The 21,313-nt window shown below is 70.6% G+C and carries 20 protein-coding genes; 12 read left to right on the top strand and 8 right to left on the bottom strand.

Annotated elements, in window-relative coordinates:
• Positions 1–58: 58 nt before the first annotated feature.
• The 4 genes from mycP (at position 59) to Pta02_RS38650 (ending at position 3,259) form a co-directional block, all read left to right on the top strand.
• Complete coding sequence (mycP, locus tag Pta02_RS38665; RefSeq protein ID WP_203880006.1) at positions 59–1,276, top strand: type VII secretion-associated serine protease mycosin; 1,218 nt, start codon at positions 59–61, stop codon at positions 1,274–1,276.
• 53 nt (positions 1,277–1,329) lie between these two features.
• Positions 1,330–1,734, top strand: coding sequence for a Zn-ribbon domain-containing OB-fold protein (locus Pta02_RS38660; RefSeq protein ID WP_203880005.1), 405 nt, complete (start codon positions 1,330–1,332; stop codon positions 1,732–1,734).
• Positions 1,731–2,915 (top strand): lipid-transfer protein, encoded by a 1,185-nt coding sequence (locus Pta02_RS38655; RefSeq protein WP_203880004.1) that lies wholly within the window; start codon positions 1,731–1,733, stop codon positions 2,913–2,915. The genes Pta02_RS38660 and Pta02_RS38655 overlap by 4 nt, the downstream gene beginning before the upstream one ends.
• 125 nt (positions 2,916–3,040) lie before the next feature.
• Positions 3,041–3,259, top strand: coding sequence for a hypothetical protein (locus tag Pta02_RS38650; protein WP_203880003.1), 219 nt, complete (start codon positions 3,041–3,043; stop codon positions 3,257–3,259).
• Between the two features lie 80 nt (positions 3,260–3,339).
• On the opposite strand, the gene Pta02_RS38645 is transcribed toward Pta02_RS38650, so the two are convergent.
• From Pta02_RS38645 to Pta02_RS38625, 5 genes are all read right to left on the bottom strand, one after another.
• Positions 3,340–4,356 (bottom strand): ABC transporter ATP-binding protein, encoded by a 1,017-nt coding sequence (locus Pta02_RS38645; protein WP_203880002.1) that lies wholly within the window; start codon positions 4,354–4,356, stop codon positions 3,340–3,342.
• Positions 4,340–5,395 (bottom strand): ABC transporter ATP-binding protein, encoded by a 1,056-nt coding sequence (locus Pta02_RS38640; RefSeq protein ID WP_373872439.1) that lies wholly within the window; start codon positions 5,393–5,395, stop codon positions 4,340–4,342. Before Pta02_RS38640 ends, Pta02_RS38645 begins: the two co-directional genes overlap by 17 nt.
• An 8-nt stretch (positions 5,396–5,403) precedes the next feature.
• On the bottom strand, positions 5,404–6,372 hold the full coding sequence (locus Pta02_RS38635) for an ABC transporter permease (RefSeq protein ID WP_203880001.1): 969 nt from the start codon (positions 6,370–6,372) through the stop codon (positions 5,404–5,406).
• Positions 6,365–7,306, bottom strand: a complete 942-nt coding sequence (locus tag Pta02_RS38630) for an ABC transporter permease (RefSeq protein ID WP_203880000.1) — start codon at positions 7,304–7,306, stop codon at positions 6,365–6,367. The genes Pta02_RS38635 and Pta02_RS38630 overlap by 8 nt, the downstream gene beginning before the upstream one ends.
• Before the next feature lie 110 nt (positions 7,307–7,416).
• Positions 7,417–9,042: a peptide ABC transporter substrate-binding protein gene (locus tag Pta02_RS38625; RefSeq protein WP_203879999.1), complete on the bottom strand. Its 1,626-nt coding sequence runs from the start codon at positions 9,040–9,042 to the stop codon at positions 7,417–7,419.
• A gap of 497 nt (positions 9,043–9,539) precedes the next feature.
• On the opposite strand from Pta02_RS38625, the gene Pta02_RS38620 reads away from it, so the two are divergent.
• The 4 genes from Pta02_RS38620 to Pta02_RS38605 all read left to right on the top strand — a co-directional run bounded on the left by Pta02_RS38620 (position 9,540) and on the right by Pta02_RS38605 (position 12,200).
• Positions 9,540–10,472, top strand: coding sequence for an ABC transporter permease (locus tag Pta02_RS38620; protein ID WP_203879998.1), 933 nt, complete (start codon positions 9,540–9,542; stop codon positions 10,470–10,472).
• Positions 10,465–11,319: an ABC transporter ATP-binding protein gene (locus Pta02_RS38615; protein WP_239131554.1), complete on the top strand. Its 855-nt coding sequence runs from the start codon at positions 10,465–10,467 to the stop codon at positions 11,317–11,319. The genes Pta02_RS38620 and Pta02_RS38615 overlap by 8 nt, the downstream gene beginning before the upstream one ends.
• Before the next feature lie 53 nt (positions 11,320–11,372).
• Entirely contained in the window at positions 11,373–11,900 is a 528-nt protein-coding gene (locus Pta02_RS38610) for a YbhB/YbcL family Raf kinase inhibitor-like protein (RefSeq protein WP_203879997.1), read from the top strand.
• A 120-nt stretch (positions 11,901–12,020) separates the two neighbouring features.
• Complete coding sequence (locus tag Pta02_RS38605; protein ID WP_203879996.1) at positions 12,021–12,200, top strand: hypothetical protein; 180 nt, start codon at positions 12,021–12,023, stop codon at positions 12,198–12,200.
• A gap of 146 nt (positions 12,201–12,346) precedes the next feature.
• On the opposite strand, the gene Pta02_RS38600 is transcribed toward Pta02_RS38605, so the two are convergent.
• Both Pta02_RS38600 and Pta02_RS38595 read right to left on the bottom strand, forming a co-directional pair.
• The gene (locus Pta02_RS38600; RefSeq protein WP_203879995.1) at positions 12,347–13,060 is read right to left on the bottom strand and encodes a hypothetical protein; all 714 of its coding nucleotides are present in this window, start codon (positions 13,058–13,060) and stop codon (positions 12,347–12,349) included.
• 465 nt (positions 13,061–13,525) lie between these two features.
• The gene (locus tag Pta02_RS38595; RefSeq protein WP_203880017.1) at positions 13,526–14,845 is read right to left on the bottom strand and encodes a KamA family radical SAM protein; all 1,320 of its coding nucleotides are present in this window, start codon (positions 14,843–14,845) and stop codon (positions 13,526–13,528) included.
• Positions 14,846–15,261: 416 nt separating this feature from the next.
• On the opposite strand from Pta02_RS38595, the gene plsX reads away from it, so the two are divergent.
• The 3 genes from plsX (at position 15,262) to Pta02_RS38580 (ending at position 19,706) form a co-directional block, all read left to right on the top strand.
• Positions 15,262–16,356, top strand: coding sequence for a phosphate acyltransferase PlsX (gene plsX, locus Pta02_RS38590; protein WP_203879994.1), 1,095 nt, complete (start codon positions 15,262–15,264; stop codon positions 16,354–16,356).
• Positions 16,357–16,482: 126 nt separating this feature from the next.
• Complete coding sequence (gene argS, locus Pta02_RS38585) at positions 16,483–18,216, top strand: arginine--tRNA ligase (RefSeq protein ID WP_203879993.1); 1,734 nt, start codon at positions 16,483–16,485, stop codon at positions 18,214–18,216.
• 149 nt (positions 18,217–18,365) lie between these two features.
• The gene (locus tag Pta02_RS38580) at positions 18,366–19,706 is read left to right on the top strand and encodes a hypothetical protein (protein ID WP_239131555.1); all 1,341 of its coding nucleotides are present in this window, start codon (positions 18,366–18,368) and stop codon (positions 19,704–19,706) included.
• 26 nt (positions 19,707–19,732) lie between these two features.
• Here Pta02_RS38580 and Pta02_RS38575 read toward each other — a convergent pair whose 3' ends face one another.
• The gene (locus Pta02_RS38575; RefSeq protein ID WP_203879992.1) at positions 19,733–20,131 is read right to left on the bottom strand and encodes a cell division protein SepF; all 399 of its coding nucleotides are present in this window, start codon (positions 20,129–20,131) and stop codon (positions 19,733–19,735) included.
• Positions 20,132–20,322: 191 nt separating this feature from the next.
• On the opposite strand from Pta02_RS38575, the gene Pta02_RS38570 reads away from it, so the two are divergent.
• Positions 20,323–21,111: a PhzF family phenazine biosynthesis protein gene (locus Pta02_RS38570; protein ID WP_203879991.1), complete on the top strand. Its 789-nt coding sequence runs from the start codon at positions 20,323–20,325 to the stop codon at positions 21,109–21,111.
• Positions 21,112–21,313: the final 202 nt, after the last annotated feature.

The following is a 21,313-nucleotide window of genomic DNA, read 5'->3' as shown; positions in this document are numbered from 1 at the left end:
GATTGGGAACGCGTGTCAGAATCCCCATCTGACCCGTTCCCCTCCTGGTGAGGTCGCCGTGTTCTGCACGCGCGCGCTCGGCGCGACCCTGACCGTGATCACTCTCACCGCCTTCGCCTGGCCCGCGGTCCGGGGGCCGGACGATCCACCGGAGCCCGGCGGCCTCCGGGACCGCCAGTGGGCGCTGACCCCGCTCGACGCCCGGCAGGCATGGCGGACGACCCGCGGTGAGGGCGTGGTCGTAGCGGTGCTGGACACGGGCGTCGACGACGACCACCCCGACCTGGCCGGCGCGGTGATCGACGGCCCCGACCTGACGGGTGCGGCGCGCGCGGGCCCCCCGTGGGGCCGGCACGGGACGGCCATGGCCAGTCTCATCGCCGGACGGGGGCGCGGCACGGACCGCTCCCGAGGAGTGATCGGGATCGCCCCCGGCGCGAGGATCCTGTCGATCCGGATCGCGCTCGAGAACGACGACCCCCGGCGCGCCCGGTTCCGCGGCGGGGACGGGCGGTCGCTGGCCCGGGGCATCCGCTACGCCGTGGACCACGGCGCCCGCGTCATCAGCATGTCGCTGGGCTGCGGCGGCAACGAGTGGGAGGGGACGGCGGCCGAGCGCAGGGCGGTGCGCTACGCGCTCGGCCGGGGAGCGGTGCTGGTGGCCTCCGCCGGCAACGACGGCGCCGGCCCGAACCGCAGGAACTTCCCCGCGGCCTACCCCGGTGTGATCTCGGTGGGCGCGGTGGACGAGAAGATGCGGGTGGCGCCCTTCTCCAACCGTCAGCGCTATCTCTCGGTGGTCGCCCCCGGCACCGGGATCATCACCGCCGACGGATCCCGCTCGTACGTGATCGGCGACGGCACCAGCTCGGCCGCCGCCATGGTCTCCGGGATCGCGGCGCTGATCAAGGCGGAGTTCCCCGCGATGAGCCCGGCACAGGTGCGCCGCGCCATCGAGCGCGGCGCCACCCACGCCCCCGCCGGGGGGCACGACAGCGCCTACGGCCACGGGGTGGCCAACGCCGTCCGGGCGCTGGAGCAGGCGGCCGGGTCCCAGCGGCGGCCGCTCAGGGCCGCGGCTCCCCGCCGGGCCTCCGGCGGCGCCGTCCGGGAGACCGCGGCCGGCGCGTCCACCGGCCGGGGAAGCGGCGAGGGGGTCGGGCCGCGTCAGCTCGTCTGCGCCCTCCTTGTCCTGCTCGTCCTGTCCATGTCCGCCCGCCGGCTTCTCAAGAGCCGCCGCTGCTCCTACCGGCCGCCGGCCGACCCCGAACCGTAGGCCCGCGCGAGAGGGGGATGTTACCGAGCAAGCGCTTGTGTCATATTGGGCCCATGCCCCTACCTGCCATCGACGGCTGGTTCGCCGTCGACGACGGCGTCGCCCACCTGCTGGGCACCCGCTGCGCCGACTGCCGGACCGTCCACTTCCCGCCCCAGACGGGCCTGTGCCGCAATCCCCGCTGCCAGGGCGAGGACCTGGCCGAGACGCGGCTGTCCCGGCGGGGCACCGTGTGGTCCTACACCAACGCCTGTTACCCGCCGCCGGCCCCGTTCGCGGCCGCGGAGCCGTACACGCCGGTGACCCTGGCGGCGGTGGAACTGGCCGAGGAGGGGATCGTGGTGCTCGGCCAGGTCAAGGACATGACCGTGGACGACCTGCGCGTCGGCATGGAACTGGAGCTGACCTCGGGTGCGCTCGCCGACGGCCCGGAGGTCTGGATGTGGGGCAGGCCATGAGCGTCCTCGTCGCGGGCGCGGGCATGCACCCGTGGGGCAAGTGGGGCCGCCCCTTCGTCGGCTACGGCGTGGCCGCGGCCCGGGCGGCGCTGCGCGAGGCGGGCCTGGAGTGGACCGACGTGCAGTTCCTGGTGGGCGCCGACACGATCAGGAACGGCTATCCCGGCTTCGTCGCCGGCGCCACCTTCGCCCAGGCGCTCGGCTGGACGGGCGCGCGGATCGCCTCCTGCTACGCGGCGTGCGCCTCGGGCGCGCAGGCGCTCGACATCGCGCGCACCCGGATCCTGGCCGGGCTCTGCGACGTGGCGCTGGTCGTCGGGGCCGACTCCACGCCCAAGGGCTTCTTCACGCCGGTGGGCGGCGACCGCCCGGACGACCCGGACTGGCTCCGCTTCCGGCTGCTCGGCGCCACCAACCCGGCCTACTTCGCGCTGTACGCGCGCAGGAGGATGGCCCTGTACGGCAGCACGTCCGAGGACTTCGCCGCCGTCAAGGTCAAGAACGCGCTGGCCGGCTCCCTGAACCCGAACGCGCGCTACAGGACGGCCGTGACCGCCGAGCAGGTGCTCGCCTCCCCGATGGTGGCCGACCCGCTGCGGCTGATGGACATCTGCGCCACCTCCGACGGCGGCGCCGCGGTGGTACTGGTCTCCCCGGAGTACGCCCGCCGCCGCGGGCTGGACGCGACGGTGCGCATCGCCGCGATCTCGACCGTCACCCCGGCCTTCCCCAACACCGTCCTCGAACTGCCCTGCTTCGCCACCGACTCGACCGCGGCCGTGCCGCCCCCCGAGCGGACCTTCCGCGCCTCCATCGCCCACGCCGCCTACGAGGAGGCCGGTCTGGGCCCGGCGGACCTGTCGTTCGCCGAGGTCTACGACCTGTCCACCGCGCTGGAGCTCGACTGGATCGAGGACGTGGGCCTGGCCCCGCCGGGCGGGGCCGACAAACTGCTGCGGGCCGGGGACACCGCGCTCGGCGGCCGGATCCCGGTCAACCCCTCCGGCGGGCTCGCCTCCTTCGGCGAGGCCGTCCCGGCCCAGGCGCTCGCGCAGGTGTGCGAGCTCACCTGGCAGCTGCGAGGTACGGCGGGCGCCCGCCAAGTGGTCAACGCCAGGGCTGCTCTGGCCGCCAACCAGGGTCTGTTCGGTCACGGATCGGCCATCATCGCCACTGTCTGACGCGCCGCCGGGTCCCGATCGCCGGTGCGCGCCCATACTGCTAGGCGCCAATGCGTAGTCAGATGGGCGCGCACCGCGGTCATACCCGCGTGCCGAGCCCGGGATTCCTTCGGGGGAAGAACACTATGGTCCGTCGCATCATCGCCGCCTCCGCTCTCGCCTGCCTCGCCGTCGCGGGCCCGGCCACCGTCGCCTTCGCCGCCGACTCCGCCCCCGACTACGGCCAGTCCATGGCCGAGACCCCGGTCGGCGGCCTGCTCGGCGGTGGCGGCGGCGGCCTGCTGGGCGGCCTCCCGATCGGCGGCCTGCTGGGCGGCCTGCTGGGCGCCCTGAAGGCCGGCTGAGCCGGCCGCACACCCGCCGCCCCGGCCCTCCGATCCTCCGGCCCGCCGTACGGCCCGGCCCCCTCCGACCGCGGGAGCGGTCAGAAGGAGGGCATCACGTCGTGCACCTGCGCGAAGTGGCAGGCGCTCTCGTGCCAGGTACCCGGCCGCAGCTGCAGCAGCGGCTCCTGCTGGGCGCAGATGTCCTGCGCCTTCCAGCAGCGGGTGCGGAAGCGGCAGCCCGACGGGGGGTCGGCCGGGGAGGGCGGGTCGCCCTGCAGGACGATCCGCCCGCGCCGCTCCCGGCCGTCCGGGTCGGGGACCGGGGCCGCCGACAGCAGCGCCTGGGTGTAGGGATGGGCGGGCTGGCCGTAGATCTCGGCGTCCCTGCCCAGCTCGATCATCTTGCCCAGGTACATCACGCCGACGCGGTCGGAGATGTGGCGCACCACCGACAGGTCGTGGGCGATGAAGACGTAGGCCAGGCCCAGCTCCCGCTGCAGCCGCGCCAGCAGGTTGATCACCTGGGCCTGGATCGACACGTCCAGCGCGGAGACCGGCTCGTCGCAGACGAGGATCTGCGGCTGGAGCGCCAGCCCGCGGGCGATGCCGATGCGCTGGCGCTGGCCGCCGGAGAACTGGTGCGGATAGCGGTTGACGTCGTCGGGGTTGAGGCCCACGAGTTCGAGGAGGGCCTGGACCCGGCGGCGGCGGTCGCCCTTGGGCGCCGCGTCGGGGTGGATCTCGTACGGCTCGCCGATGATGTCGCCGACGGTCATCCGCGGGTTCAGCGAGGTGTACGGGTCCTGCATCACCATCTGGATGGTGCGGCGGACCCGCTTGAGGTCCGCGCCCTTGGCGTCGGCGATCTCCCGGCCGCAGACGCGCACCGAGCCGCCGGTCGGGCGCTCCAGCCCCATCAGCAGCTTGGCCAGCGTGGACTTGCCGCAGCCCGACTCCCCCACGATGCCGAGCGTCTCGCCGCGGCGCAGGTCGAAGGAGATCCCGTCCACGGCCCTGATCACGCCGACCTGCTTGCGGAAGACCGCGCCCTCGGTCAGCGGGAAGTGCTTGACCAGGTCGCGGACCTCCAGCACCGCCTCACCCGTGGCTGCCATCGAGGACCTCTCTCCAGTAGTGGCAGGCGCTGCCCCGCGTCGAGCCGATCCGGTACAGCGGCGGCGCCTCGGTGGTGCAGTTGTCCTGGCGGTAGGGGCAGCGCGGGGCGAAGGCGCAGCCCGGCGGCATGTCGAGCAGGTTGGGCGGCGTCCCGGAGATGGCGTACAGCTCCCGGCCCTTGCGGTCGACGCGGGGGATCGACTCCAGCAGCCCCTTGGTGTAGGGGTGGGCCGGGGTCCGGTAGACGTCGTGCACGAGGGCGTTCTCGACGATCCGCCCGCCGTACATGACGACGATCTTGTCTGCCACGTCGGCCACCACGCCGAGGTCGTGGGTGATCAGGATCATGCCCATGCCGCTGTCGCGCTGCACCTCGGCCAGCAGTTCCATGATCTGGGCCTGCACGGTCACGTCGAGCGCGGTGGTCGGCTCGTCGGCGATCAGCACCTCCGGGTCGAGGGCGATCGCCATGGCGATCATGATGCGCTGGCGCATGCCGCCGGAGAACTGGTGCGGATAGTCGTGCAGCCGCTGCCGCGCGCCCGGGATGCGGACCCGGTCCATCAGCTCGACCGCCCTGGCCTCGGCGTCGCGCCGGGACATGCCCTGGTGCACGCGGAACATCTCGGCGATCTGCGAGCCCACGGTGAACACCGGGTTCAGCGCGGACAGGGCGTCCTGGAAGACCATGGCGATGCGCCGGCCGCGCACCTGGGCGCGCGCGTCCTCCTTCAGCCGCAGCAGGTCGGTGCCCCGGAAGCGGATGCGCCCCCGGGGGATGCGGGCCTGGGGCGCGTCGAGGATGCCCATGATCGCCTGCGCGGTCACCGACTTGCCCGAGCCGGACTCGCCGAGCACGGCCAGCGTCTCGCCGGGGTTCAGCGAGTAGCTGACCCCGTTGACCGCCTTAACGGTCCCCTGCCGGGTGGCGAACTCCACGTGCAGGTCGTCCACGGCCAGCAGCGGCTCGGTGCCCGTGACGCCGCGGACCGGGTCCGGGATCCCCCAGGCCGGGAACGGCGGTGTCGACTGGTTCACGGCTCCCCCTACCGCAGCTTCGGATCCAGGGCGTCGCGCACCGCGTCGCCCAGCATGATGAAGGCCAGCACCGTGACGCTCAGGAACGCCGCCGGGAACAGCAGCGGGCTCGCCGCCTCCAGGAAGCGCGGCCGGGCGTCGGCGATCATCAGCCCCCAGGAGATCTCGGGCGACTGGATGCCCACGCCGAGGAACGACAGTCCCGCCTCGGCGGCGATGAACACGCCGAGGTTGATCGTGGCGACCACGATCACCGAGGCGATCGAGTTGGGCAGGATGTGCCGGAACATGATCCGCCGGTTGGAGGCGCCGAGCGCCCGTGCCGCGACCACGTAGTCCTGGCTCTTGGCGGTGATCACCGCGGCCCGCATGATGCGGAAGGTCATCGGCCAGGCCAGTACGGCCAGCGCGAACGTGACGGTCCACACCGTGCCGGTGCGGAAGACCGCCAGGATCAGCAGCGCGCCGAGCACCGACGGGATCGCGAAGAAGACCTCGGTCACCCGGGACAGCAGCGCGTCGGGCCAGCCGCCCCGGAACCCGGCCACCAGTCCGAGCAGGCCGCCGGCCACGACGGTGACGACGGTGGTGCACAGCCCCACGAGCAGGGAGTTGCTCGCGCCGTACACGGTGCGGGCGTAGGTGTCGCAGCCCTGGTTGTCGGTGCCGAACCAGTGCAGGGCGCTGGGGGCCTGGCGGGCGTCGCCGAGCCGGCAGGTCGCCGCGTCGTAGGGGTCCACCGAGGTGAACAGGCCGGGGGCCACGGCCATCAGCAGGATCACGCCGATCAGCACCGCCGAGGCGATGAACAGCGGGCGCCGCCGCAGGTCCTGCCAGGCGTCGCCCCACAGGCCGGCGGGCTTGGCGCCGCGTGCCGCCCGGCCGCCCCGGGAGGGCCCGGCCGGAGGCTTCGACGGAGGCCCGGAGGACCGGGCGTGCTTGGCGTGCCTGGCCCTCGGGGCCGCGGTGTCACTCATAGCGAATCCTCGGGTCGAGCACGGCGTACAGCAGGTCGACGATCAGGTTGGCCAGGATGTAGACGAGCACCAGCAGCGTCACGATGCCCACGACCACGGGCTGCTGCCGCTCGTAGACCGAGCGGAACAGCTCCTGGCCGATGCCCGGCAGGTTGAAGATCGTCTCGGTGATGACCGCGCCGCCCATCAGCGTGCCGAGGTCGGCGCCGAGATAGGTCACCAGCGGGATGAGCGCGTTGCGCAGCGCGTGCCGCCCGACGACCCGGCGCCGCGGCATGCCCTTGGCCACCGCGGTGCGGATGTAGTCGGTGCGCAGGGTCTCGGCGAGGCTGGTCCTGGTCAGCCGGGTCAGGTAGGCGATCGAGGTCCCGGCCAGGACGAAGGCCGGCAGCAGATAGCTGTGCAGCCCGTCGGCCACACCCGAGATCGGGAAGAACTCGATCCCGGTGCTCTGCTTGAGCCTGACGCCGAGCAGCAGCTGCAGGACGAACCCGGTGACCAGGGTGGGCACCGAGATCAGCACGAGCGTGGAGGCGAGCACCATCGTGTCCTGCGCCCTGCCGCGGCGCAGCGCCGCGTACAGCCCGAGGCCCACGCCGATGACAGCCTCCATCACCAGAGCGGTGAAGGCGAGGTTCAGCGTGACCTGGAACTTGCTCCCGATGATCGAGGAGACCTCGACGCCCGCGAAGGTCCTGCCGAAGTCCCCCTGGAACACCCCGGAGATGTAGTGCCAGTACTGGACGATGAAGGGATCGTTCAGGTGGTACTGCTCGCGCATCACGTCGACGACGTTCTGGGGCGCCCGCTTGTCGCCGTACATCGACGCGATCGGGTCACCGGGCAGGGCGAAGACGATGGCGTAGATGAGCAGCGTGGCGCCGAGCAGTACGGGGATCGCCTGGAGCAGACGCCGGAGGATGTAGCGGCCCATGACAAGCCTCTCGTGCAGCCCCGCCGGGCCTCCCGGATCGCGGGAGCGCCCGCGGCGGGGCGGGACCTGATGAGGGCCGGGCGGTCAGCCGCCCGGCCCGGGGGAATCTGTCAGACCACCTTCTCGACCTGGACCCACTCGACCTGGTTGAGGAGGTTGATCTTGACCCCCCTGACGTGCTCGGAGAAGGCCGCGTTCATCCGGTAGTAGAAGATCGGGATCATCGGCAGGTCGCGCAGGAGGAGGTCGTCCGCCTTCTGGTAGAACTTCAGGCTCTCCCCCATGGTGGCCGCGGTGTCACCCTTGACCAGGAGTTCGTCGAACTCGGGGTTGGAGTAACCCGAGTAGTTGGAGCCGTCCTTGATCGCGCCGGTGGAGAAGACCGGGGTCAGATAGTTCTCGGCGGACGGATAGTCGATGGCCCAGCCCGACCGGAACATGCCGGTGTACTTCTTGGCGTCCAGCTCGTCGAGGATCTGCTGGAACTTCTCGAACGGGGTGACCTTGACGTCGATGCCCAGGTTGGAGCGCAGGTTGTTGGCGACCGCCTCGATCCACTCCTTGTGGCCGTTGTCCATGTTGGAGCCGAGCTCCAGCGTCTTGGGCCCGTTCGCCTCGGTGTAGAGCTTGCGCGCCGCGTCCGGGTCGTAGACGCACGCCGAGCACGCGCCGGGACGGTAGCCGTCGAGCAGCGGGTTGAGGAAGTCGTCGGCCGGGGCGCGCGTGCCGGAGAAGACCGTCTCGGTGATGGTCTTGCGGTCGATGGCCATCGAGATGGCCCGGCGCAGCTTGATGTCGTCGTAGGCCCTGGTCGCGACCGACGGGAAGCCGATGTAGCCGATGCCGGCGTCGGCCTGGTCGATGTAGCGCTCACCCAGCTCGGCCTTCGCGGTCGAGATCGCCGCGGGGGGCAGCTGCTCCTGGACGTCCAGGCTGCCGGCCTGGAGATCGTTCCAGGCGGTCTCGGCACTGGTGTAGACCTTGAACTGCAGCTTCTTGAACTTCGGCTTCTCGCCGCGGAACTTGTCGAACAGCGTCAGGTCGATCGTCTGGTCGGTGCCCTTGTTGTAGGGCCCGTCCATCTTGAACAGCCCCTGGCCGATCGGCTGCCTGCCGTAGGCCTCGGTGACCTTGCCGTCCTGGCCGAAGGCGGCCTTGGGCAGCGGATAGAAGGCGGTGTAGCCCAGCATCGTGCCGAACTGCGAGAACGGCTGGGAGAGCGTGACGCGGAAGGTCGTGTCGTCGACGGCCTTCAGGCCGCTCATCTCCTTGGTGGAGGGGGTCTTCCCCTCGCCGGGGTTGAGGTCCGCGTAGCCCTGCACCCGGCCGAAGAAGTAGTTGGCGCTCTGCGCGTTCTCCTGGTTGGCGGCGTAGTTCCACGCGTCGACGTAGTTCTGGGCGATCAGCGGCTCATCGTTGTGCCACGTGTAGCCCTCCTTGATCTTGATCGTCCAGACCTTGTTGTCGGACGTCTTGATCGAGGCGGCGATGTGGTTGACGACTTCCTTGTCCTCGTTGTACTTCACCAGCGGAGCGAAGAGCGCGGCCATGACCTCCGCGCCCTCGGACTCGACGGTGTCACCGGGATAGAACAGCTTCTGCGGCTCGCCGACCTTCATGCGCACGGCGTCGGCGCCGGAGGCCTCGCCCGTGGAAGTGGCGTTGCCGCAGGCGGCGAGTGTCAGAGCGAGCAACGCTGTGCCGGCGACGAGCTTCGCACCCTTGATGACACGCATTTGTGGTGAATCCTCCTTTTACAGGTGAGCGCCGACGTTGAGCTCCGTTGCCCGGGCCGGCCTCGCGGAGGATGCGCGTTCCCCCGGTTCCCACTGGCCCGGCAGACGTGCTGGCGCCACACCAGTCGGACGCGACTATCCCGTACGGCCCCGCACCGAGTCGTCTCCGTGTTATTGCAGTTCGGTTACGCATGTGCCGATACGCGTCATACGGTGACCAAACCACCCACACCGCGTCACCAAACCCACTCAAAGCGGACATTAGCCCACATGTGGTACAGCAATGGTCACGTCAACATACCTCCCTGGCCAGAGTGGCCGCGCCATTGCTGCCCCACGACCACCGCCTGGGCTACCGTTGACCCGATCGCGGGGGTCGGAGGACGGGGGAGATCCACACAATTACCGTGGAACCTCTCATCCCAGAGCCCCGTCCAAGGTGCGGCGGAACACCGCCGCAGGCACGTCACCCACCCACATCCAATAGAGTCCATGCCATGAGCCAGCCGGAATCCGCCACCGCGGACGCCCAGGCGGGCGGCCCGAGTGACGGCACCCCCGTGAAGGGGCAGGAGCCGCTGGCCAAGCTCGCCGAGCGTTACGGGCTTCGGCGTGCCATCGCACGCCCGAGCCTGCCCGTCTACCTGCGCCAGTTGTGGGAACGACGGCACTTCATCATGACGTACGCGACCTCGCGCAACGTCTCCAAATACAGCAACTCGGCGCTTGGCCAACTCTGGCAGGTCCTCACGCCGCTGCTCAACGCAGCCATCTACTGGCTGATGTTCGGCCTGATCCTCGGCGCGAGCAAGGGCATCGACAACTATCCCGCCTTCCTCATCACCGGGATGTTCGTCTTCACCTACACGCAGCGCTCGGTCAGCGGCGGCGCCAAGTCGATCTCCGGCAACCTGTCGCTGATCCGTGCCCTGCACTTCCCGCGCGCGGCGCTCCCGCTGGCCTACACGATCCAGGAGTTCCAGCAGCTCCTGATCTCCATGGGCGTGCTGATCGGGCTGGTGCTGCTCACCCAGGAGCCGATCACCTGGTTCTGGCTGCTCATCCCGGTCGCGCTGCTGCTGCAGACCATGTTCAACATCGGCGCCAGCCTGGTGCTGGCCCGGGTCGGCTCCACCGCCCGCGACCTGAACCAGCTCCTGCCGTTCATCATGCGCACCTGGCTCTACGCCTCCGGCGTGTTCTTCTCCATCGGCGACAAGGTCGTGGGGGCCGGTCTTCCGCAGTGGGTCGCCGACGCGATGTACGCCAACCCCGCCGCCGCCTACATCGAGCTCATGCGGGACCTGCTCATGCAGACGCACGAACCTCGACCGTACATCTGGTTCGTTTGCGTATTCTGGGCAGTGTTCGCCCTGCTCGGTGGCTTCTGGTACTTCTGGCGAGCCGAGGAGAAGTACGGCCGTGGCTGAGTTGACCGAGGAGCTGTCCCGCGTGAAGGCCGAGGAGTCCGGTGCCCCCAGCCCGGATGTCAGGGTCCACCCCAACCCGGAGCCCCCGCGCGATCTGCGCGAGGGCACTCCGACGGTGGTCGTCGACGACCTGCACATCATCTACCGGGTGTACGGCGCCGCCACCGAAGCGGAGAAGGGCAACGCCGCCAACGCCCTCCTGCGCCTCCTCAAGCGCCAGGGCCGGCCGCAGATGAAGGAGATCCACGCCATCCGCGGCGTCTCCTTCGTGGCCCACCACGGCGACGCCATCGGCATCGTCGGCCGCAACGGCTCGGGCAAGTCCACCCTCCTGCGGGCCATCGCCGGCCTGCTGCCCCCGCACTCCGGCGCCGTCTACACCGACGGCCAGCCCTCGCTCCTGGGCGTCAACGCCGCCCTGATGCGCGAGCTGACCGGAGAGCGCAACATCGTGCTGGGCTGCTACGCCATGGGCATGAACCCCAACCAGGTGAAGGAGAAGTTCGACGACATCGTCGACTTCTCCGGCATCGGGGAGTTCGTGCAGTTCCCCATGTCCACCTACTCCTCCGGCATGGGCGCCCGGCTGCGCTTCGCCATCGCCTCGGCCAAGAAGCACGACGTGCTGATCATCGACGAGGCCCTGGCCACCGGTGACCGCGAGTTCAAGCGCAAGAGCCAGGAGCGCATCAAGCAGATGCGCGCGGAGGCGGGCACGGTCTTCCTGGTCGCGCACAACCTCGACGTGATCGAGGAGACCTGCAACCGGGTCATCTGGCTGCACAAGGGGAAGATCAAGATGGACGGCGACCCGCAGACGGTGCTCGCCGCCTACAACAAGGTCTGATCGCAGGGCAAGATGAGGAACGACCGACAAACGTTCCTCATCGGAGGTGAACCGTGCCGCCACGGCCGCCGATCCCATACGACTTCCTGCCCGAGGTCCCCGCGCTGACCGTCGAGAGCGACGACGTCCGCGACGGGGAGACCCTGTCCGACGCCCACGTCTTCAACGACTGGGGCATGAGCGGGCAGAACGTCTCCCCGCACCTGCGCTGGTCGGGCGCCCCCGAGGGCACGCTGAGCTACGCGGTGACCTGCTTCGACCCCGACGCGCCCACCGGCAGCGGGTTCTGGCACTGGCTGCTGTACGACATCCCCGCCGGCGTCACCGAACTGCCCGCGGGCGCCGGGAGCGCCGGAACGGACGCGGGCCTGCACGGCCGCAACGACTACAGCGCCAAGGAGTACGGCGGCGCCGCTCCGCCGCCCGGGGCCCCGCACCGCTACGTCTTCGCCGTGCACGCTCTGAGCGTGGAGAAGCTCGGCGTGGACGCCGACGCCCCGCCCGCGGTGGTGGGCTTCAACATCACCGCCAACACCCTGGCCCGCGGCTACATCGTCCCGGAGTACGGCGTCTCCGGCTGATCACCGCCCGGCCGGAGTGGCACGCGGCGAGTCGTGATTCGATCGACTGACACCGGGACCGGCGTTCCGCTATGATTCGAACGTTGTTTCGAGCAGGGGGTTCGACCCTAGGAAGCCGTCATGGAGTGGGGGCGCGCGATGCGAGAGCTGTCCACCGCGATCGACCACCTGGCCGCAGAGGATCCGTCCGAGATATCCCGTCTCCAGCTCGCCGAGCAGCTCATCGAGCTGCACTGGCAGATGGCCAGACTTCAGGCCCAGATCGCCCGCCGCACGGCCGTGCGGTCTCCGGGGCGCTGAGCGATACGGCCGCACCCGGCCGGGCATCAGGGTGAGGACACGAAGAGACCGGCCGGTGCGCACCGGCCGGTCTCTTCAGGCCCGCGCGACCGGGACCACCGCTCCCGGACGGGACGGCGGCTCCGGCCGGGCGGCCGGGTCCGTGACTACTCGGCGATCTTCTCGGTCGCGTTGTCGATCGTGTCCGCCAGGGAGTCCATGACGCCGGTCGCGGCGTCGGAGGTCTTCGCACCGGTGCTGCCGACCAGCGGCGCGAGCTCGTCGATGGAGGCCGAGCGGGTGAGCGGCTCGACGGAGTCCACGACCGGGGCGGCCTCCCGCGGGGTCACCGTGCCCACGAGGGGGGCGAGGCTGCCGCTCTGACCGGGCCCCTGCGGAACCGCCTGGTTCAGGCCGTACACCAGTCCGTCGACCGCGCCCTGCTGGTTGCCGGCGCGCTCCAGGCCCTCGCTGGAGTTCTGCGTGTTCTCCACCAGGCGTCCGCCGGAGCTCAGCGTGTCGGCGGTGGTGCCGACCAGGCCCGCGGTGGTGTCGACGCTCTGCCCCACCGGGCCGGTGCCGTCGCTGACGCCCCGGGCCGGGGCACCCCAGGTGATCTGGTCGGCGGAGACGCCCAGGAGCTTCCTGATGCTCTCCGTCCCCGTCGCGGTCAGGCCGTCGGCGGCCATGGTGCCCTGCCCGCTGCCCAGGCCGCTCAGCGCGGCGCCGCTGTCGAACAGGCCGCCCGACAGCCCCTGGATCGCCATGGAGACGGTACCGGCCGCACCCTGGTCGCTGAAGGTCTCGTCCGCTCCGTCCCTCGCCTGTGCCTGTGCGGGCGAGCAGATCGCCGCCGCGAGGCCGAAAGCCGCAACGGCCACAGCCGCTTTGATGACTCGCTTCATGATTGCCTTCCCAGCTCGTGATCGTCCTGCTTCTCCAGTAAAAAGCGGAAAAGCAGACCCTTAGACTCGGCTCACCGGCGGACGCGTTTCGGAGGATTGCGCTCAACGCCCGGGCCGGAAGCTGCTCCGGCATTTCTATCACCGCCCCGAGTGGCGTCCCAGCTTGTTTACGATGCCTAGACCACCTGCCGACACAGGGCAGATGACGTGCGAAAGCCCGCATCGGGAGGCTCCGGGGAACCGCCCGACACGGGCCGTTAAAACGGAAATAGCACCGCGAAGGATGCCGGGTCGACAATCCTTATGTCGGAAATGGCGAAGAAATCCGAGGTGCCCTTTCCATACGCCCGGGGCAATGCCGGGCAAAAGAGAGCGGAAAGCGGATGCCATGGGCCGGGGGAACAGATTTTCCCCGCACCCGGCACCCCCTTGACCGGAGCATCAGGCCGGCAACCGCAGATCGGCGGCCGCCGGGTCGAACGGGAAGCGGTCGGCGAAGGCCGGCCGCAGATCCGTCAGCCACACGGCCTCGGGGTCGTAACGGGCGAAGAAGGGACGACCGACCAGTTCGGGGTCACGGGCCTGGATGAGGTGGAGGACGAAGACCTTCTGACCGGCGATCTCCGTGACGCCGTCCACGCAGACCTTGCCCGGCGTGGCCGACATGGAGGGGCCGCGCACCGTGCGGCACAGCCCCGAGACGCTCGCGTAGGCGTCCCTGAAGATCTCGTAGGCCCGCCCGAGCGGCACCGCGAAGTAGTCCTGCGGGCCGGTGTCCCGCTCGACGAACATGTAGTAGGGCACCATGCCCATGGTGAGCTGGCGCCGCCACATCGACGACCAGAGCCCCGGCTCGTCGTTGATCGACCTGATCAGCGGCGCCTGGGTGCGGATGGTCGCACCCGTGGCGAGGATGCGGCTCACGGCCGTCTCGACCACCGGCGGCTCCATCTCCCTGGGATGGGAGAAGTGGGCCATGAAGGCGAGGTTCTTGCCCGCCTCCACCACGGAGGCGAACAACCGCAGGGTGTCCTCGGCGTCGGGCTCCGACGCGAAGCGCTGGGGCCAGTAGGCCAGCGACTTGGTGCCGATGCGGATGGACTCCAGCTGCCCCACCTCCAGCAGCGGCTCCAGATAGCGGCGCAGCACCGGCTCTCCCATGATCATGGGGTCGCCGCCGGTGAACAGCACGCTGGTCACCTGGGGGTGCTCCTTGAGATACGCCACGAGGCCCCGGATGTCGTCGGAGGCGAACTTCAGGTCGGGCTCGCCGATGAACTGCGCCCACCGGAAGCAGTAGGTGCAGTAGGCGTGGCAGGTCTGCCCCTGCTTGGGGAAGAAGAGCACGGTCTCGGGGTATTTGTGCTGAACACCGGGCATCGACTCGGCGCCCACCCGGGGGACGTTCAGGTCGAGCTGACCGGCGGGGTGCGGGTTGAGCCGCTTTCTGATCGCGTTGGCGGCCGCCTGAATCTCCCCATTCGCGGCACCCTGCCGGAGCAGACCTGCCAGTCTGGTGACGTCGGCCTCGGGCAGCATGTCCCCCTGCGGGAAGACCAGCCGATAGATGGGGTCGTCGGGAACGGCCGACCAGTCGATGAGCCGGTCCACCACGTAGGCATTCGTACGAAAGGGCAGGACGGTGGCCACCGCCCGGATGCGGAGCCGCTCCTCCTCCGGGATGCCGCCCCTCCCCAGCAGCTCGTCGAGGTGCTTCGCGGTATAGGCACGGAAGCCGCGTATGGAGCCCTCTTTCAACATCACCAGGCTTTTTCCTTCCGGTTTTGTTCTTCTCCGTGTAAACCGGTTCGCGCTCTCGCGCGTCTGTCGCGGTTATACACCTGACGCGATCACCCTCGTGCGGGTTCCGCCGAACAGCGGATTTCTGGAATCCCAACCCTCCTCCCTATCGCGACATATCTCGAAAGTCGTAGACTCGGACCATGTCCTCCGACGATCGGCGCGCTGTTCGCCAAGCGGCACGTCTCGGGCGGCACGGGCGGCCACGACGGCCCGGTCATCCGCGTCGCCGGCCGCGTGGCCTTCGGCAAGGTGGTCGTGTCCCGGGAGAAGACCGACTGGAACCTTCCGGGCAGACCGTGACCGAACCCGGCCACGTAACTCATCGGTAACCTCGCCTACGATGCGGACATACTTCTTCCGCACGAGGTGACCGCTTGCCTGACATCGCCGCTCCCGGCGTCGCACCGATCGCGCTGGACGCCATGGGCGGCGATCACGCCCCGGAAGAGGTCGTGGCGGGAGCCGTACGGGCCGTGAGGGAGCACGGGGTCCCCGTGGTCCTCGTGGGCTCCCCCCGCATCCTGTACGAGGCCCTGGTCCTGCACGACGCGACCACCGAGGTGCCGATCGTCCGGGCCGAGGAGGTCCTGTCCATGGAGGAGGGCGCGCTGGCGAGCCTGCGCCGCCCCCGGTCCAGCATCGCCGTGGCCTGCCACCTGGTACGGCGCGGCGACGCCTGCGCCGTGGTCTCGGCCGGCTCCACCGCCGGGATCGTGGCCACCGGCAAGCTCCGGCTCAAGAGCCTGCCCGGGGTGCTCAGGCCCGCCATCGCGGTGGCCCTGCCGACCCGCCCCCGTCCCACCGTGCTGCTCGACGCCGGCGCCAACGCCGAGGTCAAGCCGGAGATGCTGGTGCAGTTCGCCCAGCTGGGCACCGCCTACGCCGAGACCGCCCTGGAGATCGACAAGCCCCGCGTCGGCCTGCTGACGATCGGCAGCGAGCCGGAGAAGGGCAACAAGCTCGTCAGACGGGCGCACGAGCTGCTGTCGGCCGCCCCCGGTCTCGGCTTCGCGGGCAACGTCGAGGGCCACGACCTGCTCACCGGAGTCGTCGACGTCGTCGTCACCGACGGCTTCACCGGCAACGTCGCGCTCAAGACCGTCGAGGGCAGCGTCCGCTACGCCTTCGGCGAGCTCCGCGACACGATCGAGGAGAGCCCCGCGGCCAGGCTGGGCGGCCTGCTCCAGCGACGCCGTCTGCGGGAGCTGCGCCGGCGGCTGGACCCCGAGGAGCACGGCGGCGCCGTACTCCTCGGGCTGAACGGCACCGTGGTCATCGCCCACGGCGCCTCCCGGGCCCAGGGGGTCAGTGCCGCCTGCGTCCTGGCCGCCAGGCTCGCCGCCCGGGGCGTCACGGGCCGCATCGCCGAGCGCCTCGCGCCGGCCCACCGCCCGCACCGCCTGTGGCGGGGCGCGCCGGGCCAGGGACGGGAGGGCGCCGCGCCGCGGGAGGGACGCGACCACCCGTAGCGGCGGGCCCCGTCGCGCGTGACGGACGCCGCCCGCGGGCGGGCGTCCGGACAGGCCGCACGACAGGAGATCACCGACCGGCTATATGGCAGGAGATCACCGCGGCCGTACCGATACCCTTGGGACATGACCGACCCGCAGCTCGTCCTCGCCGAGCGCGTCCAGCAGGCGCTGGCCGCGGCCTTCGGCGCGGACTTCTCCGACGCAGACCCGCTGATCCGTCCCTCGCAGTTCGCCGACTACCAGGCGAACGTGGCGATGAGCCTGGGCAAGCGACTGCGACGGGCACCGCGGGAGGTCGCCCAGGAGATCGCCGACCGGCTCGCCGAAGCCGACTTCCCGGGCACGGTCGAGGTCAGCGGCCCCGGCTTCCTCAACATCACGCTCGACGACTCCTGGATCGCCGGGCGGGCCACCGCGATGCTGGCCGACCCGCGCACCGGCGTGGCCGTCACGGACGAGCCGCAGACCGTCGTGATCGACTACTCCGCGCCCAACGCGGCCAAGGAGATGCACGTCGGCCACCTGCGCACGACCATCGTCGGCGACGCCCTGGCCCGCGTGCACGAGCACGTCGGCAACAAGGTCATCCGGCAGAACCACCTGGGCGACTGGGGCACCCCGTTCGGCATGCTCATCGAGCACCTGCTGGACATCGGCGAGGAGGCCGCCGTCGCCCAGCTCGAAGCCGGCGGGAGCAACGAGTACTACCAGGCCGCCCGCTCGAAGTTCGACTCCGACCCGGAGTTCAACCGGCGCGCCCGCGCCCGGGTGGTGACCCTCCAGGCCGAGGAGCCGGAGACCATGCGGCTGTGGCACATCTTCATGAACGCCACGGTCAGCTACTTCAACAAGGTCTACACCCGGCTCGGCATCACCCTCACCGACGAGGACATCGCCGGCGAGAGCATGTACAACCCGATGCTCGCCCAGGTCTGCGACGAGCTCCAGGAGCGCGGCATCGCCGTGATCAGCGACGGCGCCCTCTGCATCTTCCCGCCCGGCTTCACCGGCCGGGAGGACCAGCCGCTCCCGTTCATGATCCGCAAGAGCGACGGCGGGTACGGCTACGCCACCACCGACATGGCCACCATCCGCTACCGGGTCCAGGACCTCAAGGCCGACCGCATCATCTACGTGATCGGCGCGACCCAGGCCCTGCACATGTCGATGTTGTACGCCTCCGCCCGGATGGCGGGCTGGCTGCCCGAGCACGTCCGCGCCGAGCACGTCCAGATCGGCAGCGTGCTGGGCAGCGACGGCAAGATGTTCAAGACCAGGAGCGGTAAGTCGATCAAGCTGGTGGAGCTGCTCGACGAGGCCGACGACCGCGCCGCCGCCGTGATCGCCGACCGTGAGTACGACGACGCCACCCGCGCCGAGATCGCGCACGCGGTCGGCATGGGCGCCGTCAAGTACGCCGACCTGTCGGTCAGCCACGACAGCGAGTACGTCTTCGACTTCGACCGCATGCTCGCCCTGACCGGCAACACCGGCCCCTACCTGCAGTACGCCACGGCCCGGATCCGCTCCATCTTCCGCAGGGGCGGCGTCGACCCGGCCCAGGCCACCGGCCCGATCGTGCTCGGGCACCCGGCCGAGCGGGCCCTGGCGCTGCGCCTGCTGGGGTTCGGCTCGGCCGTCGCGGAGATGGCCGAGGAGTCCGTGCCGCACCGGCTGGCCGCGTTCCTGTTCGACACCGCCAGCGCGTTCACCGCGTTCTACGAGAACTGCCCGGTGCTGCGCGACGACGTCGACGAGGCCGTCCGGGCCTCCCGGCTCGCCCTGTGCGCGCTGACCCTGCGCGTGCTGGAGACCGGCCTGGACCTGCTCGGCGTCCCGGTTCCCGAGCGCATGTGAGCCCCGCCGGATGATCACCCCGGTTCGCCAAATCGGGGTGATCGTCTGGCAAAGGCGGATTCGGCGCGCCTCCCGGCCGCACACTCCGGGGCCGATTACGCTGGCGCGGTCAACGGCCACGACGTCAAGAGAGTTCTCCGCCCTTGAGCATGGACCTCACCGCCGACCCCCACACCGGGACGGAGCTGCATCGGTACGCCGAGGCACTCCTGGCGAACCTCGCCGCCGGCGGCTCCCTCGACGTGGCGCCGCCGGAGTTCACGGACGTGTCCGGCCACTGGCTGGCCCCGGCCGTCGAGGCCCTGACCGCGCTGCTGCGCGGCGACGACGCTCTGGAACCGCTCGGCCGCGCCGCCCGGCGCGACCCGCACAAGACCGCCCTGTTCCTCTGCCTGGCCCTGGCCGTGGCCGGTCAGGGCGAGCGCATCCACGCCTCCTGGTTCGGCACCGCCTTCGGCGAGCTCCGGCCGGACCGGCCCGTCACCCACGGCCAGCGGGCGCTCTGGCTCGCCGCGGCCAAGGGCGCGTACGGCCCCGCGGGCAAGATCTTCGTACTGCGCAAGCTCGACGCGGTGTCCGTCTCCGCCGCCGCCGACCCGGCCGACTGGCTGCGCGCGCTGACCCCGGACGAGCCGTCGATCGTGGTGCCGCCGTCCCTGACCGACTTCCCCGAGCTCGCCGAGCTCCCCGATCTGGCCGAGCCGGTCCGCGCCGCCACCCGGCTCGCCCGGCTCCGCGGCCGGTGCGTCGAGATCACCTCGGCCCGCGACGACCGCGCCGGCGGCAGGCTGGCCAACCACTCGCGCACCCCGGTCACCGGCTGGGCCGAGGACGAGCCGCTGGCCGTCCTGCGCCGGCTCATCGGGACCGGCGGCCCCGAGGGCCCGATGAGCTCCCTCACCGGGCACCTCCTCAACGACCTGAGGCCGGGCGCCGACCCCCATCTCACGGCCATCGCCCTGCACGTGGCCGCCCCGATCGTGCGCGAGGCCGCCGAACGCCTCGCCCGGGCCACCCAGGCCGGTCCCCCCGCGACGGTGACCCTGCCGATCCTCGGACACCGGGTCGTGCTCCACCCGGAGGGCCCCGACCCGGCGTCCCTGGCCGAGGCCGAGGAACGGGTCGTCGCCGAGGGCGTGCCCGTCCGCGGCGGCCCGTGGCCCGCCTACGCCCTGCTCGGTCTCGGAGCGGTGCTCCTGGTCGTCGCCGTCGCCGTTCCCGGGCTGTCCGTCCCGCTCGCCCTCGCCGCGGCGGTGCTCGCGGTCGCCCTGGCCGGGTTCGGCGGATACCGCCTGCTGCTGCGGCGCCGGCAGGAACAGGCCGACGCCGACTACGTCGCCGCCCGGCTCAGGGAACTGCGTGAGCTCGCCGAGGGGGCGGTGTGGGCCCTGCATGAGTACGCCAGGGAGGCCGACAAACGCGCCCAGGACGCGACCTCGGACCTCACCGAGCTGACCCGCCTGCTGCGCCGCGGCCCCCGCGCCGGATAGCCTCCGGCCTGCCGTGCCCTCGGGGATCAGCCGGTCGTGATCTCGACATCCGCCGGGGCCAGCAGGAAGACCTTCTCCGCGATCCGCTCGATGCGCCCGTCGCAGCCGTAGGCCAGTCCGGCCGCGAAGTCGACCATCCGGGTCGCCTCGGCGGTGCTCATGCCGTTGACGTCCATGATGACCGCCTGGCCCTCACGGAAGTGCCGGCCGATGGTGGGCGCGTCGTTGTACTTCCTCGGCGTGAGCATCACGATCCGCGAAGGCTCGGCGATCGAACGCCAGCGCCTGGCCGCGCGCTCGGACGCGGAGGCGTGCCACTCCTCCGACTCCTCGTTCTCGACGTCGTCCTCGTAGTCGTAGGACTCGTCGTAATGCTCGTCCGCACCCAGGCCAAGGTAGGTGGCCACCTTGCGCACTGCCCCCATCGGCTCGTCCTTTCCTCAGGACCCCGCCGTCCCGGCTTCCAGTCCCTGCACATTGGACGCTAACCGACGACCGGAAGTTCACGGTGCGACACGCCCAGTGTGTATTTCCATTTTGTACGACCAACGTGGCTCCTTGCCTGCCCGGCAGAGAAGCCTCCAATCCCTGTTCATCCCACGGCTACCATCGCGTCATGCGGATCTACACCGTCGACGCCTTCACCGACCAGCCCTTCCGGGGCAATCCCGCCGGAGTGTGCCTGCTGGACACCCCTGTGCCGGATTCGTGGATGCAGTCTCTCGCCAAGGAGATGCGGCATTCGGAGACCGCCTTCCTGCTCCCGGGGGAGGACGGCGGACCGTACTCCCTGCGCTGGTTCACCCCCGCGGTCGAGGTCGCCCTGTGCGGGCACGCGACCCTGGCGACCGCGCACGTCCTCTATTCCGCCGAGGGCGCGTCCGGCACCCTCGAATTCTCCACGAAGAGTGGGATCCTGTCCGTGTCCGAGGACGAGACCGGCCTCATCACCATGGACTTCCCGGCGAAGGCCATGGAGAAGGTCGACCCGCCCGCGGGCCTGGTCGAATCCCTCGGAGTGGAACCCGTCTGGATCGGCAAGAACGTGTGGGACTATCTCGTCGAGGTCGAGAGCGAAGACGCGGTGCGCGCCGCCTCTCCCGACTTCACCGCCCTGGGAGAGGTGGATGCCCGGGGAGTCATCGTCACGGCCCTCTCAGCGGGAGAGGGCGCCGACTACGTCTCCCGGTTCTTCGCACCTCGCGTAGGTGTTCCCGAGGATCCGGTGACCGGCTCCGCCCACTGCGCGCTCGGCCCTTACTGGGCGGCCAAGCTGGGCAGGGACACGCTGACCGGTCACCAGTGCTCGGAACGCGGCGGTTCGATCCGCACGACCGTGCGATCCGACCGCGTCGAACTCGCCGGCCAAGCGATCACCGTTCTCTCCGGTGAACTCCACATCTGAGCTCCCCATCTGACTTCACCACCCGTCATCGAATCGCGGCCTCACCACCCGGGCGTACCGGATCTTCACGCCCGGGCCACCATACTGAGCCCGTCCTGCCCCGGTCACCTCATTTACATCTTCCCCCGCCGCCGGGCCCCGTCCGGCGCTGTACGACGCGGCCCCGGCCCTGGGCGGTCTCTGGGGAAAACCCCCGGAAACG

Source organism: Paraplanobispora takensis (assembly GCF_016863195.1).
In the GTDB taxonomy this organism is placed as follows: domain Bacteria; phylum Actinomycetota; class Actinomycetes; order Streptosporangiales; family Streptosporangiaceae; genus Planobispora; species Planobispora takensis.
The sequence above is the reverse complement of the archived record's forward strand: the minus strand, read 5'-3'. Positions and strand labels throughout refer to the sequence as shown.